The sequence below is a fragment of the Legionella tunisiensis genome (assembly GCF_000308315.1).
In the GTDB taxonomy this organism is placed as follows: Bacteria; Pseudomonadota; Gammaproteobacteria; order Legionellales; family Legionellaceae; genus Tatlockia; species Tatlockia tunisiensis.
Genome location: NZ_CALJ01000133.1, coordinates 1 through 15546, shown reverse-complemented (window position 1 = coordinate 15546; position 15546 = coordinate 1). Strand labels below are relative to the sequence as shown.

Genomic DNA, 15546 nt, shown 5'->3' with positions numbered 1-15546 from the left:
GAAACCACCAAAATAGCCAGCCGCTATGCCGAGTATTAACGCCAGAGGCAACATAAACAAGGTTGTCAGGATACCTATAATAAGACCCGTACGAATACTTTTTACCGTGTAATAAAAATATCCTGCCCTATTTTTCCGGTACCAAATAGATGCAATTCCCGCGACAACCAATAACTGAAGAGTAAAAACATAACACATAAAAAAAGGTTATTAGAGCAGCCATGCCTGCTTTTTTGGGGCTAAATTGCCATCGCTTATTAATTAGCCAGTTCCCTACCATCATAAGCAGCCACAGCAATAGAGTCAGACTAATACTCCATAACCATGCCTTCCAACATATCTGCTTAATTCGCCGGGATTTATCCACTTCATCTTTTATCTGGATAGGCGGGTATTTTAAGCGAGGGTAAACCTGCTCTACTTTGTCGCCAATCAGAATGGTTTCTACGCTATATAAATTTAATGCTAAAGGAGCTGAATAGGTTTTTTCAAAACTTCCCCCTAAAGGCGCCATGACTCGATCTAACAGCGAATCACTTTGATTCATTGACGATCTGCTTTCCGTTAACGAATCAGACTTCAAATGAATGGAATCGATAACGCCAATAGCAAGAAAAAACACAGAACAATACCAGCACTTACGGCGAGAGGCCTTCTAAAAATGCGCTTGAAAGCTTGCCTGGTATGCGCTTTTCGTAAGCTGATAAGGGTGATTATTAAACTGATTATTAACACACCAAGAAAGCATTGATCAGTCCATAACAATTCCATCTCAGCTTAACCTCACACGTGGGTCGACTAGCGTGTAGGAAATATCAGTCAAGATTAAACCGACGATATAAAGAATCGATCCTAAAAACACCATCGCTCTGACAATGGCAAAATCCTGTTGCTGAATCGCGTCAATAATATAACTGCCTAACCCTGGCACGCCAAAAAATGATTCCAGCACTAAACTTCCCATAAATAAAGAAGGAATAATCACGACAATACCCGTCAGGATGGGCAAAAGCGCATTTTTTAATACATGACGAAACAAGACGATTGATTCTGATAATCCCTTGGCACGCGCTGTTTTAACATAGTCCTTATTCATCTCTTCCAAAAATAAGGTACGGTACCATCGAGAACCAGCCCCCACCCCAGCTAATACGGCAACGAGTACGGGCAAAACAATAAATTTAATGCTGTCTAAGCCATCATCATAACCAGAAATAGGAACTAGGCGCAGGATCTTACCGAAAATATATTGGCCGCCAATAATATAAAAAAGACTGGAAATGGACATGAGAATAATACAGATCACGACTCCGCTTAAATCAAGGTAGGTTGAGCGGAAGAAAGCCATTGACATTGCAAAAATAATATCGGCCAGCATCCCAAAAATAAGATAGGAATCGCAATCGCTAAACTAGGCCACATGCGATGGGAAATATCATAACTGATATCTCTGCCGCCATCGGAAACCCCAAAATCAAAAGCAAACAAACGCAGCGATTTTTGGAAAAAAGAGTCTCTGTAAATTGTTTGAGCCCTGTTTTTTCAACATTATAGAAAAGAGGTAGATCATAACCTCGCTGCACTTTCCACTGCATAATAGCTGCTGGCTTCACATATTTTTGCCCTAACTGCATGCGCGCCATATCATCCGGTGAGTTCACCATAAAAAATAAGGCGAAAGTGATCACATTAATACCCAGCAAAATAGGAATGGCATAAACAACACGACGCAATAAATAATAGGTCATCATTTGATTCTCAGTGCGCTCTGCTTTTCTTTGCGACGATAAGCAATGAACAAGGGCAGTAAAGCTATAACAAATAATAGCAATAACAAACCCAAGGGCCAAAACACCGGTTGATTCCAGCGATCTCGCAATTCATTACGCAAATCCACATCGATAGCAAGGTATTTAAGCGTATTACGACTAAAGGTGCTTGGTTTGACGGTTGAAACCCATTGTTGACTTAAAATTAAAGTTTCCGAATTGATTCCCCATACCCAAGGAGCATCATGCCTGACAATCTCAATCATCTTATCAATAAGTAATTGCCGTTGCTGATCATTAGGATGATTCTTCATTAATTCAAATAGGCGATCATAGTGACGATTGGAGTAATTTGCGGCGTTTTCACCCCCCTGCTTCACCTTACCATTTGGACTATAAAGCATGAATAAAAAATTTTCCGGATCGGGATAATCAGCGCTCCATCCCCAACTAAAAATTTGCGCGTTCCCACTCCGCATCTTATCCTGAAAACGATTATATTGCGTAGCTCGCACATTCAAATCAATGCCAATTTTAGCAAATTGCTTGCGCATCCAATCCAGCTGCGCTTTGTCGTCCGGCCCGCCTGTAATGGGTACATCATAATGCAAAATCAATGCTCTACCGGTCTTTGGGTTTCGTCCTCCTGGGTACCCCGCTTCACGCATTAAAGCCACGGCATCTGCGATATCGCGTCTTTTAGCTTGACCTCCACTCCAACGATACACATAGGGATTGATGCCCTCTTTCCCTTCTTTGTAACCAAAAATACCCGGTGGAATCGGACCTTGTGCGGGGTTACCACGGCCGTTATAAAAAATAGCAATATTCTCATCAAAATTAACTGCAATCGAAATAGCTAAGCGCAATTTGCGCGCACGTTCGCTAGTTCCTCCGACAATACTATCCAACATATTAAAACCCAAATAGTAAAGTGCTGGATCAGTGGTTTGGGTCAACCTCATTTTCTTTTTTACCATGCTGGGCGTCAGTCTAGGTTCACCCATCGAACTGATTTGAATCGCCTGATCAAAACTATCTTCACTCACTCCTGAAGTATCATAATAACCTTGCATAAACTTATTCCACCGCGGGATAGATTCTTTTTCCAAAGTAAAAACAGCCTGATCAATTAGGGGCAGACGCTCACCAGCGTGGGATAAATAACCCGCATCAATGTCCTCTTGGCTACTCTCAGAAGGAAAATAGTCTTCACGAAAATTGGGATTTTTACTGAGCACCATCCGCTTGTTCGGATTATTTTCACTCAGCATAAAAGGACCTGTCCCTATGGGATACCAATCAAATCCTAAATTGTTATCATCCATTCCCGGTTGTGAATAAAAACGATCCGCTTCCCAGGGGATTGGAGCAAAGAATGGCATCGCCAGCCAAAATAAAAACTGCGGGTACTGTCCCTTAAGCGTGATCTCAAAGGTATACTCATCAATCTTACGTAAACCAACCATGGGGTAACGTCTTAAATCAATAAAATCATTTGGATTAGTCATCATTGGCAAGAAACTGGCAAAATCTCTGAAACCAATGATGTGCTCACTCATTAAACCATAAATCGGCGAGTTAACGGCCGGATTTGCTAATCGTTTGATTTCATAAATATAATCATCGGCAAGAAGCTCTCGCGTTCCTGTGTATTCAAAATCAGATAAACCACTGATGTCATTCTCATCAAGATAATCAGCAGGCAATTGAAGATAGCGGTAATTCCCCTTTTCATCCTTTGCCAAAGCTGGATGAGGTTGAAAAAAATACCCGGCTTAATATGAATGGTATAAATCGAATAAGCGACCTCTCCTTCCGTTGGCTTAGCGAGCGCTCGATTAGAGCGATCAAAATACCGGACAGTCGGCATACTGGCAGCATTCAAGGGCACCAACTTGTAAGGGCGCAGCAAATAATCATATTCCAGTACAGGTTCATAAATTTGCGATGTGAATTGGTATTCGTTGCTAGAATAAGACTTGGCCGGATCGAGTGTTTTAGGCTGTTCATTGAAAGAGGAATAAAAAATTTTCTGCCAGCGCTCACTTTCTGGATAGGGATTATTTAATACCCATCCAGCATGGGAAGTAAACAAAGTACTAAACAGTATTAAGAATAAAATCCCTTGTCTGCAAAATACTGTCACGGTACAAATCCTGATACACGATAGTTAAAAGCTCTTATGATGTGAGTCACTAAAGTTTTAGTCAAGTAAACAGTACCCCTCTTTGTTATCAATAAAAATCGGCACTAAGGGATTAAAATCCGGGAACAACGAACCCCAAGAGAATTAATCCCTTTAACCACAGCACTTTGATAACTGTTACTACCAATCGCTGCAAACTGCTGAATCCACGCACCCTCGTTAGGAAGAGAGGATAGCTCAGTAGAAGTCCAATAAATCCCAGGAAAAACTGGATTTCCTCCATTAGGGAAGTTTCCAATATTCCCATTTTCCACCAAATTTGACTGAATATTTTGTAATGCTGGAGACGTTGAGGAACCACAATTAGTGGTAGGGTTAGAAATAGCTGTCAGATACCCCATTTCACAAATTGCCGGCAGGTACCAATCGTTATAGCCAGAGATAGTAGCTGTACAAAGGCCTGCTGCATACGAGGTTGCAGACTCACCATTAATCGTCGTTAAAGTTTGGTAAATAAGATAGGTATTCCCGCCCGGAGCAGGAGTTGCTAAGTTAGTACCATTCAATTCGCTATCAGCATTCGTTATATAACAATTATTATTAGGTAAATTAACACAACCGTTAGTTGATGAATCCCAAACAATACCGCCGGGTGCACCAACATTATCACTTGTCTGTATTACTTTTCCACCGATACTATCGGTATTTGGCGTAGTATCATCTATTGCATAAATATAACCCCCTTGATATACACTGCCATAGGTTAATATATTGACCGCAAGTGTTAATGTATTAGTATTGACGCTCGAAATACTTAATGTAATGGGCGTTGGATTTGTATTACCCGGTGTTGCACTAGGCATGCTTCCTGGTGTAATAGTTAATACACAGGTGCCCGATGGAACTATTGTGCCACAACTCAAAGGACTAATTGTCGTGCCTGCTGGTAGTGTCGCAGATAAAGAATAAGCCACTGCTATGGCAGGTACTGCTCCTGTATTAGTGATGGTAATACGTCTTGGCGTTCCAGTTAATGCTGCATTTAACCCCGTATCCTGAACTGACAAACCAAGCGTCGTCACGCTGCTTGCTAAGGTAGTTGCCCCAGGGGGTGTGATTAATGCGACATTCATGATATCAAATTGATTAGGCTGGTAGCATAGGAGTGAATTTTCTTGCTCACACACCTTTGGCCCACCCACTACACTACCTTGCAGTGCGTTGCCGTTGATTTCTAATGTCAGTATACAGGATTGTTGATAATCCAAGGTAAATGGATTAGAACAATTTCCTGCCGTTGTCATTTGGCTAATTCCCGGGACAGTTGTCATCGCAAGCGTATGCGTTTTGTGCGATTTATTGGTTACTATATATTGAATGATCGCCGATGAGCCCCGGGAGATAGGCATGCTTATTGCGGTTAACGGCATAAATGTCCATAAAGCACTTCCTGCTTGGGTCGGATTGCTTATAAAAAACACAATAGCGCTTATCAAAAATCGCTTGGTTAGTTCATACCGTTTCATAGATATCCTTATCTTAATACTGTACAGCTGCAAAGTTATACTATTTTCCTGTTTAACGATTGTACTGGAAAGAGATAATTTATTGAAAAAATTTTTGTTCTTGTTTTCGTTTTGCGGAACAATAAGATAGAAACAAAGAACTTGAAATGAATAAATTAATAAAATTGCCTTGTGTTGTCGATGATTTTTGTCAGAATTTTGGCTTTGTTTTTAGTAGTCTTTTAAATAGTTTGGAGAGATAGTTAGAGGGAGTCTCATAAATAACGTCTAGTCGAGCAAACTAAGAAATTCATCCTCATCCAGCACCTTAACACCAAGCGCTTGGGCTTTATCAAGTTTCGAACCCGCCTCACTACCTGCCACTACAAAATCAGTTTTGGCTGATACGCTGCCGGCAACCTTAGCCCCAATTGCTAACAGACGTGCTTTTGCATCTTCACGCCCCATGCTCGTCAATGTCCCGGTCAGCACCATTGTCTTACCGTGGAAAGGATGATTGACATCCAATTGTTTACGCTCTTCCTTTGGCCAGTGCACGCCCAACACCAGAAGTTTATCAATGACTTCAACGTTATGCGGCTGAGCAAAAAATGCACCACATGATGAGCACCAATAGGTCCAATGTCCCGCAGTGCCATGAGTTGTTCTACTGTGGCATGTTTTAAAGAGTCGATATCAGCAAATTCAGTCGCCAAGACACGCGCACTGACTTCCCCTATTTCCCGTATGCCTAAAGCATAGAGAAAACGGGCAAAGGTTGTTTTCTTACTTTGCTCAATGGCAGCCAATAAATTCTCTGCCGATTTTTTCCCCATTCGTTCGAGACTGGCTACAGTATCGAGCTCCAAGGTATATAGATCAGCGACATCATGGACGATCCCTTGATCAATGAATTGCTCAATAAGGGCTTCACCCAGGCCATCGATCGCCATTGCTCTTCTTGAAGCAAAATGCCATAACATTTGTTGGAGTTGCGCCTTACAGAATAATCCACCCGTGCAACGTGCAACCGCTTCCCCTTCTTCTCTGAACACTTCTGCACCACAAACCGGGCAATGAGAAGGCATCTGGATAAATTGCGTATCATCAGGCCGTTTTTCCAATACCACGGAAACAACTTCTGGAATCACATCACCCGCACGGCGGACAACCACCGTATCTCCGATGCGAATATCTTTGCGTTGGATTTCATCCATGTTATGTAGCGTTGCGTTACTCACCGTGACTCCCGCAACACTCACAGGATTTAATCGTGCTACCGGTGTTAGGGCCCCCAGTTCGCCCAACCTGAAAATCAACTGCGTGGATTTGCGTCATTTCCTCACTGGCAGGAAATTTATGAGCACAAGCAAAACGCGGTGCACGAGCCACATAACCTAACTCTTCCTGCAAAGCGATATCGTCGATCTTGTAAACCACCCCATCGATTTCATAGGGTAAAGACTGTCGCCGTTCTAACATGGATTTATAAAAGGCAAGACAACCAGCAAAGCCATATACTGTTTTAGTTTCAGCAGAGACGCGAAAACCCAAGCTCTGCAGCCATTGCAAGCGCGCAAAATGACTATTAGGCAACAGCATATTCTTCGGTTCATAACCACCAATACCATAACAATAAATCGCTAAAGGCCGGCTCGCAGTAATCGCGGGATTTAATTGGCGTAAACTACCTGCCGCCGCATTCCTGGGATTCGCAAACGTTTTCTCCCCCTTGGCACGCGCTTGCTTGTTATAGGCTTCAAAACCTGCCTTCGGCATATAAACTTCCCCACGAATCTCAATCAAATCCGGGGGATTATCAGTCAATAATTTTAATGGGACAGCAGCGATCGTACGGATATTGTTAGTAATGTTTTCACCCACCGCACCATCACCACGCGTAGCTGCGCAATCTAATGTTCCTTTTTATAAATAAGGCTGACAGCCAATCCATCGAGTTTAGGTTCGCAAGTAAAGAGCAACGCTTTCTCATCAATCTCCAAGCGATCACCCACCCGCTTCATAAACGCTTGCAACTCATCTGTAGAAAATACATTTCCTAGCGAGCGCATCTGTTCCATATGACTAACCGGTCCAAAACCACTGGCAGGATTACCGCCGATTCGCTGCGTAGGTGAATCCGCACTAATGTATTGCGGGTATTGTGCTTCCAGTGCCTGTAATTCCTTAAAACAACGGTCATATTCGGCATCAGGTACCAGGGGTTCGTCGAGTACATAATAGTGATAGTCATAATTTCTAATACAATCACTTAGTTTTTTGATTTGATTGAGAATATCCTCACTCATTAATGGATTATCCTTTCAACTTAGCTAGCGGTGGTTTTCCCCAGTGAGTGCTATGAAAATACTCAATTTTCAGTTGCAACTCACTGCGGAATAAAATAGGATTTAGTCGCGTTCTTAAATTTTAAAGGCGCTGATAGAAGGGATGGCAGTCCCTTGCTACCAGCTAACCACAATCATCTTACACGGAGACAATTATCGCTGATGTGATGTTATTCGATTTTCCCTTCTTTTTCAACGTTTCATCCGCAATAAACGGCGTTTAATTCCCATTTTTTCGACGTGACCATTTGGTTTTGTTAGCTTTTTACGCAAGTCAATCGCTTAAAGACCATTGGTGTTTCCAATACTCGCCGCACGGGTAGAGATAGTGACGTCTTGCTCGTGTTTTTTTAAGATAGATCGGCCCCTGGTCCGGCGAATTGTTGGACAGGTACCCAACCTACATGGAGCAAGACATGGAAAGTAATGCGATTAACAAGCAAGATTAATTACTACAGCGTGAAACAGAAGCAGTTTTTTAAAACCTTTGCACGCGATTATTTAAATCATTTAGGTAATCCCAATCCCACCAACAAGCAACTCACCGAAATCCAAACCTTGTTGTCACAAGCTTGGGTGCAACGACCGATTTGTGTCGATGGTCGTTTAACCAATCGTGAGCAACAGTGTTTGTATTTATCCTCCCAAGAAAAAAGTATTAAAGAAATCGCCATCTTCCTTGCGATCTCGGAGCGGCAGGTGGACGCCACTGCAACAATATCTTCCAAAAACTCGAATGCAAAAACATTGCTCAATCCATTGCCAAAGGATTGCGTTATGGGGACAGGAGTAGATCGGCTCCCTGGCTCGACATGGTATGAGCATGCGTTGTCCGAAGAGAGAGGTATTTGTAACCTATTTGCCCAAAAAGCAGGAGTAATTTCTCCCTCTGAATTTCATTTACTGAATACAACACCGACGTTTCACGCTTGCCAATGGAATGACAATAACGCCAGAAAAAGCCAATAATTCGACACTTAAAATATTAAATTTTCTTGTTATTTTTTAATCTTGCTGTAAGGCAAAAGAGTATGTTATAGATGGGTTATGATTGACTTTTAAACAAGGATAATGGAATGGACCTCCCGCGTTTTTTGTCTTCTTTTTTCTTTCTGGTTTCCTTTGGAACTTACTCGGAAACTTCGGATAGGAATATGGGTATTGCGTTTGTACATGGTACCAATGATCATCGCGAAGATGCTGATGGTGGTTATTGGAAAAGGAGTTTTATTAATTCACTGGCTTCAGCGCTCCCAAATCCGGCGAATCACTACATTGTTCATTGTGATTTTAGCCATTACATGTGGCATGAGGAAGCCGCGGGATGCCTGGCTAGTCAATTACTCGAATTTGTTCATGAAAAACAAATTAAGCACTTGACTGTTTACACGCACTCTAACGGTGCAAATGTCATGCGCTGGATCCTTTCCAATCCCACCTATGATCCGCGTTTCATGCTTTTGTCTAAAAAAATCCATCATGTCATTGCTATTGCCCCTTCCAGTGGGGGTACACCATTAGCGGACGAAGCAATCGATGGTAATGTATTTGAGGAAGGTGTGGGTTGGTTGCTCGGATACCACAATGACTCTGTGAAACAACAGCGTATTGGCGACATGGCCCTCTTTAATGATGAAATGTTATTTGGTAGTAAAGGACGTCCTTCGTTACCAATCCCCTTTCATGTGATTGTCGGCTCTGATGTCAATGCTTCGCCTTTTGAGAAAGAAAGCTACTGCAATCAATACGTCTTGAATGCTGCATTAAAAATCACACAACACTATCTAGATGACTGCTCAGATGGTTTTTTGGATTGTGACTCCCAAATGACCGCTGGTCTTTTCTGGTTTTACGATTGGCAAAAAACGAAGCAACAAACCCCTTTAAGCCATAATCAAAGTCGCCATTCATGCTTTGGTTTGGACGACATTCTAAGGAAAGAACTATTTGCACAAGGAGCAACTCGATGAGAATTCAGCTATTTATTTTAACATTATTAGGAACACTACAAGCCCAGGCAATGACCTTCCCGCAGCAAGCACTTAAACCCTACGATTGTCAGCGTTGTGAAACGCTCCCTCGAGAGACTCTCAGTACAAATTGGGCAACAAATAATAATCCTCTAGGACATAAAACAAGACATCAGCAAAAAAGCCGTAAATACAAGATAAAAACAACCTTTAAACAATTAAAGAAGGGGGTTGTTCTCAACACGCAGGCGCCTGGAGCTATCATTCGCATTACGCCTTTAAATCGAAAAGTAACTGCCAAACCTGAATTTCGCATTAAAAATAATAACGGACTTGATTTAACCCTGTTTGAAGCCGCTGCTTTATTTTCCAAAGAAGAGGCTTTACAAAATACTATCTTTAATGGCCGCGATTTAATTCTCTTACAATTAAAACCGGAATTAGGTGCCGGGGAGTTTGTCTTAAGCAGTTCTACACTCGGTTTAAAGGATGATGAAAGTTACCTCATCCAAGTCTTTGATAAGGATGCAAAGACCTATTTACGTGTCAAGACCGACAAGGCTCACTATCAATATGGCGATGAATTAACTGCTACCATTTCTTTTCAAGATGATGAGCAACATTACCGTATCGATGCCATTGATGCCTCCTTAGTCAATGCAAAGGGCAGAATCATTCCTTTAAGTCTGGAAAAAGTAGAGGATGAAAGCTATGAAGCACATACCACTCTCCTATGCGACAAAGATAGTCAGGGAGGAAATTGGTACGTGGAAGTGAAAACTACCGCAACACTGAACGCGCAAACCATTAAGCGACAAGGGCACTCCGCTTTTTCTTATATTATTCCCTCAGCAGCCATTCGGGAAATCAAAAAGATAGGGACTACTCCATTAACGTTTTCCGCGAGTATTGAAGCAGCTACTGATAGTCGTTATGCTTTGCAAGTTGTTCTTTACGGCAGTGATAAAGCGGGGAAAATACACCCCATGCAAACGGCACAAACTGCAGCCTGGCTGACTGCCGGTCTGCATAATGTGGATTTTTCGTTTGATTCCGAGCTAAAAAGTCATTATAAAGCTCCCTATTATCTTGGCTATGTTCATTTAACCGATTTGGGACAATTAAAACAGGTTTTTGAATTCAATACGCCAATTGCACTCAACAAATTAGGGGAATAATGGCTTATTTTGCTAACCTTTCATTGCTTGAAGGCATCGCTATAGCGATTGCCCTTCAATTTTGCCTTTTATTGTGGCTTATTCGTCGTCAATACCAACAGCGTCAGAACACGGATACTCAGCTCGATAAAACACAGCAACTTTTTACCAGTCAACTGCATCAATTGCATCTTGAATTGCAGCAAGGCTACCAAACGGGTCAGCATAATATTCATGAAAAAATTATGCAGGGTCAGTTAAACAATCAACAATTAATTAGTGAAATTGTGCAACGACAAATGACCGATGTTAGAGAACAAATGAGCCATAGTTTTAAGCAGCATGCCAGTTCTCTCTCGTCTCATTTGCAAACACTGACGGAAGAAATACGCAATCATCTTCATAGCCTCACCCAACAAGTGAATCATAAATTAACTGAAGGCTTTGAAAAAACGTCTTCTACCTTTACAGATGTCGTCAAGCGTTTGACCATCATTGATGAAGCACAGAAAAAATTACTGAGTTATCTACTCATGTCGTCAGTTTACAAGATGTCCTAGTGGATAAACGGGCACGGGGGGCTTTTGGTGAAGTCCAATTATCAACGCTGATTGCCAATATGATTCCCAGCACTCACTATCGTATGCAATACACGCTAAGCAATCAAAAAAGAGCAGATTGTATTTTGTTCTTACCTGAACCAACAGGCAATGTTGTTATTGACGCCAAATTTCCATTGGAAACCTTCCAAAAACTGATGAATACGGACGCGACTTCCGTAGAGAGAAAATCATTGCAGCAACAATTTCGTCAAGATTTGCAAAAACATATCAAAGACATCGCTGAAAAATACATTATCCCTAATGAAACTACAGATGGCGCAGTCATGTTTATTCCTGCCGAAGCCATTTTTGCCGAAATTCACGCCAACTATCCAGAGGTGATTGCCCTCGCCCAACGCTTGAAAGTCTGGCTTGTTTCACCCAATACATTAATGGCTGTCTTAACGACAGCAAGAGCCGTTTTAAAGGATGATGCTACCCGTAAACAAATTCATATCATCCAAAAACATTTGCATGCCTTGGCAGATGATTTCCAGCGCTTTGAAAAGCGAATGGACAAATTATCCAAACACATTGATCTTGCTCATCAAGATGTCAGTGAAGTCAGTACTTCGGCTAAAAAATTACTCAACGTTTTCAAAAAATTGAATCGGTGGAACTGAACATGCAGGAGTTGGAAACTGGCGTCACGATGCTGAACGAATCAGAAATCACAGAGCCCCGTGAAAGAATAGACTAAACATCAATAAGATAACTTCTTTTTGATTCCGTACCTATGGTATGCTAGAAAAATATTAATTGATGGGATCCCTCATGCGCCTAAAGTGTTGTCTGCTTGCCATCACCTTTTTTTCCTTACTTTCTCAGTAAATGCCGGGATTATTTCCCCTAATGATCCCAGATGTAAATATGATACCCCATACATACCAAGCTGTGCTCAAACAGTATGTTGCAGCGATATGGGTGGTATTAATTACTGCGATTCCTCCGCAGGTCGCTATGTCTGTAATAATGGTTATTTTTCATCCTGCTATTGCACCCGACATGCGGTAATGGATTTACAAAAACTGCAAGGTTGTTGCCTATGGCAAGGCGGGGTTTTCTCCACCGATGAAACAGGACTCGTTATTTGCAATAACGGAGGTATCTCCCAAACCTGTAGCGGTGAACCGCCCTATCAACCTATTTCAAGTTGGCAATAACATCCAACTGTGCTTTATACGTGGCACCCAGTTGATCTTCAATCAAAGTATTCTGGATGCCGCGAATAAGTTGCGGCAAGTAGAAAATAAGGATTATTGTTCTCCGCAATGGCTGGACAAGCTTGCCTGCAAACCGCATAATTCTCCTATTTTGCGTGGCACAAGCATGAACGACACCCCTCTTATAGAAATTAAACAGGTCGATAAAGCCTATGGCGGTGTTACGATACTGAATAATATTTCTTTATCCGTATACAACGGTGAATTCCTGACCCTGCTTGGTCCTTCTGGCTGTGGGAAAACCACTCTATTGCGTTTAATCTCAGGCTTTGAACAACCCACAGCCGGCTCTATCTACATTAATGGTCAATGCGTTAACTTATTACCACCACAAAAACGCGATGTTCATACCGTTTTTCAAAGTTATGCCTTATTCCCCCATTTATCTGTTTATGAAAATGTCGCCTTTGCTTTGCGCTGTAAACGAGTTAAGGAAAGCGAGATTGCACAGCGAGTGACAGAAACCCTGCGTCTCGTGCAATTAGAAGCCTTTGCCGAGCGTAACATCAAACAATTAAGTGGTGGCCAGCAACAACGTGTCGCGATTGCGCGCGCAGTGATCAATCGCCCGCAAGTTTTACTACTTGATGAACCATTAAGCTCTCTGGATTATCGTTTACGCAAAGACATGCAATATGAACTTAAGCAATTGCAAAAAGCGTTAAAGATGACTTTTATTTTCGTAACCCATGATCAGGAAGAAGCCTTATCCATGTCAGATAGAATTGTTATCTTTAATCACGGCCATATCGAGCAAATCGGAACGCCAAGAGAAGTGTATGAAACCCCAAGCAACCTTCATGTGGCAATGTTCATTGGTGAAGCCAATATTTTCGATGCCACTATTGATGCGCTAGACGAGCAAGAATTGCTCACCGAAATTGAATCCGTCATGCTACGCTGTAAAAACACAGCTAACTACCAACCCGGTGATAAAGTACATCTGATCATTCGGCCTGAGGATATTCGAGTGTGGAGTCTCAATGAAGTAGAAGATACTCAAGAAATGCTGCCAGGAAAGATTGTAGATATTGTTTATAAAGGTTCTACCGTGGATCTCAAAGTTGAATTACCCTCTGGCAAAATTATCAATGCATCGGAATTTTTTGATGAGGATGATGATAAGCTAGAATATATGGCAAATGAAACGGTTTGGGTAGAGTGGTTGCCAGGCTGGGAAGTTTTATTACCGTATGAACATTAATAATCTTCTTGTGCAGAGAATTTAGATGAAAGTTAAATCACCCTCACTTTATTTGACTTATACCTGGTTACTCCTTTTTAGTTTTATTCCCTTAAGTTTAGTCTTGGTAGCCAGTTTTTTATCGAGGGATAGCAGCCATCTGGTGAATTTACCCTTTACCCTAGGCAATTACACAGCACTACTAACACCTGTCTTTGCCAAGATTTTTTTCGTTCTTTATTGATTTCTTTAGTTACCACGGGATGCTGTTTACTGATTGCCTACCCTTTTAGTTATTTACTGGTTAAATCAAAACATCAGTCCCTATTGTTATTATTAATTATTATCCCCTTCTGGACGAGCTCGCTGGTACGCACTTATTCGTTAATTGCCATACTAAAATCCAAGGGAATTATCAACGCTATTCTGTTGAAATTGCATTTGATCGATACCCCGCTGGCCTTACTGTATTCTAATTTTGCAGTTATCAGTGGGTTGGTTTATAACTTATTTCCTTTTATGGTCTTACCTATTTTTACTAACATGGAACGTTTTGACTTCAAACTTATTGAAGCAGCGAAAGATTTAGGAGCCAATAAGTGGGCAATATTTTTTCGCGTGTTTTTACCTAATACCGCCAGCGGTATTATTGCTGGTTGCTTGCTAGTGTTATTACCAGCAATGACCCTGTTTTATATTCCTAATGTACTGGGAGGAGCTCGTTCTATTTTATTAGGTAATTTAATTCAAGATCAGTTTTTGGTGTTGGAAAATTGGCCGCAGGGCGCTGCTACCTCGGTGATACTAACCGTTCTTTTACTGATTTTATTGATTATCTATCGTCGCCAGAGTAAGGAGGTATTGCGTTGAAAGCCTTGGCGCAAAAAATATTTTTGAGTCTTGTTTACCTCATTCTTTATTTTCCTATCTTGGTTTTGATCGTTTACTCAATCAATGACGCCAAATTTTCTCTGCAATGGCATGGCTTCTCTCTACGTTGGTATATGGAACTTTTTCATGATCGCGGTTTATGGTCATCTTTTTTACACTCCATTGTTTTAGGACTAAGTGCATCGATTGTAGCCACTACGATTGGTGTACTAACCTGTGTCCATTTATTTCTCTTTCGAAGTAGGCACAATCATTTCCTGTATGCCTTGTTGTTATTGTTGATTATTATCCCGGACTTGGTTCTGGGTGTCGCCCTGCTTTTGTTTTTTAATGCCAGTAATATCCCTTTAGGCTTTTCAAGCTTATTAATTGCCCATATCACGTTCTGTATTCCTTTTGTGGTATTAACCATCAATAGCCGCATTCATACACTTGATCCCAATATCTATTTCAGTGCATTGGATTTAGGAGCCAGTCGTTGGATTGCCTTAACTAAAATTCTGCTGCCTTTATTATGGCCGGGAGTCTTAAGTGCATTTTTGCTTTGTTTTACTTTATCGTTCGATGATGTAATTATCAGTTATTTTGTTGCTGGTCCCGATTTTAATATCTTACCGCTCACCATTTATTCTTTGGTTAGAGCAGGTGTTACCCCGGAACTTAATGCCTTATGTACAATTACTCTGCTGATATCGATGGTATTAGTTATCATTTCACATCGCTTATCAGGTAAATCGGTATGAAAAAAA

Annotated in this window: 8 protein-coding genes and 5 pseudogenes; 8 read left to right on the top strand and 5 right to left on the bottom strand. The window is 41.4% G+C overall.

Going from position 1 to position 15546, the window contains the following annotated elements; all coding sequences use genetic code 11:
- Positions 1-127 precede the first annotated feature (127 nt).
- The 5 genes and pseudogenes from BN58_RS28320 to ligA form a co-directional block, all read right to left on the bottom strand.
- Positions 128-547 carry a hypothetical protein gene (locus tag BN58_RS28320; protein ID WP_026069371.1) on the bottom strand — a complete coding sequence of 140 codons (420 nt, stop codon included), beginning with the start codon at positions 545-547 and terminating at the stop codon, positions 128-130.
- Between the two features lie 225 nt (positions 548-772).
- Positions 773-1748, bottom strand: a pseudogene (locus BN58_RS23575) (ABC transporter permease).
- Positions 1748-3894: pseudogene (locus tag BN58_RS23570) on the bottom strand (ABC transporter substrate-binding protein). The pseudogenes BN58_RS23575 and BN58_RS23570 overlap by 1 nt, the downstream one beginning before the upstream one ends.
- Positions 3895-4022: 128 nt before the next feature.
- Complete coding sequence (locus BN58_RS08800) at positions 4023-5444, bottom strand: DUF1566 domain-containing protein (RefSeq protein ID WP_019216503.1); 1422 nt, start codon at positions 5442-5444, stop codon at positions 4023-4025.
- Positions 5445-5711: 267 nt separating this feature from the next.
- Positions 5712-7732, bottom strand: a pseudogene (ligA, locus tag BN58_RS28310) (NAD-dependent DNA ligase LigA).
- 498 nt (positions 7733-8230) lie between these two features.
- Between ligA and BN58_RS08775 the strand changes: the two are divergent.
- The 8 genes and pseudogenes from BN58_RS08775 (at position 8231) to BN58_RS08740 (ending at position 15540) form a co-directional block, all read left to right on the top strand.
- The gene (locus tag BN58_RS08775; protein WP_232220468.1) at positions 8231-8740 is read left to right on the top strand and encodes a helix-turn-helix domain-containing protein; all 510 of its coding nucleotides are present in this window, start codon (positions 8231-8233) and stop codon (positions 8738-8740) included.
- A 107-nt stretch (positions 8741-8847) separates the two neighbouring features.
- Positions 8848-9741: a hypothetical protein gene (locus BN58_RS08770; RefSeq protein WP_026069368.1), complete on the top strand. Its 894-nt coding sequence runs from the start codon at positions 8848-8850 to the stop codon at positions 9739-9741.
- The gene (locus tag BN58_RS08765) at positions 9738-10919 is read left to right on the top strand and encodes a DUF4785 domain-containing protein (protein WP_019216498.1); all 1182 of its coding nucleotides are present in this window, start codon (positions 9738-9740) and stop codon (positions 10917-10919) included. The genes BN58_RS08770 and BN58_RS08765 overlap by 4 nt, the downstream gene beginning before the upstream one ends.
- Positions 10919-12200: pseudogene (locus BN58_RS23560) on the top strand (DNA recombination protein RmuC). The gene BN58_RS08765 and the pseudogene BN58_RS23560 overlap by 1 nt, the downstream one beginning before the upstream one ends.
- A 170-nt stretch (positions 12201-12370) precedes the next feature.
- The gene (locus BN58_RS30735) at positions 12371-12514 is read left to right on the top strand and encodes a hypothetical protein (protein ID WP_156812437.1); all 144 of its coding nucleotides are present in this window, start codon (positions 12371-12373) and stop codon (positions 12512-12514) included.
- 315 nt (positions 12515-12829) lie between these two features.
- Positions 12830-13927 carry a spermidine/putrescine ABC transporter ATP-binding protein PotA gene (potA, locus tag BN58_RS08750; protein WP_026069367.1) on the top strand — a complete coding sequence of 366 codons (1098 nt, stop codon included), beginning with the start codon at positions 12830-12832 and terminating at the stop codon, positions 13925-13927.
- 25 nt (positions 13928-13952) lie between these two features.
- Positions 13953-14776 (top strand): annotated as a pseudogene (locus BN58_RS23555) (ABC transporter permease).
- Positions 14773-15540, top strand: coding sequence for an ABC transporter permease subunit (locus BN58_RS08740; RefSeq protein ID WP_019216493.1), 768 nt, complete (start codon positions 14773-14775; stop codon positions 15538-15540). Before BN58_RS23555 ends, BN58_RS08740 begins: the two are co-directional and overlap by 4 nt.
- Positions 15541-15546: the final 6 nt, after the last annotated feature.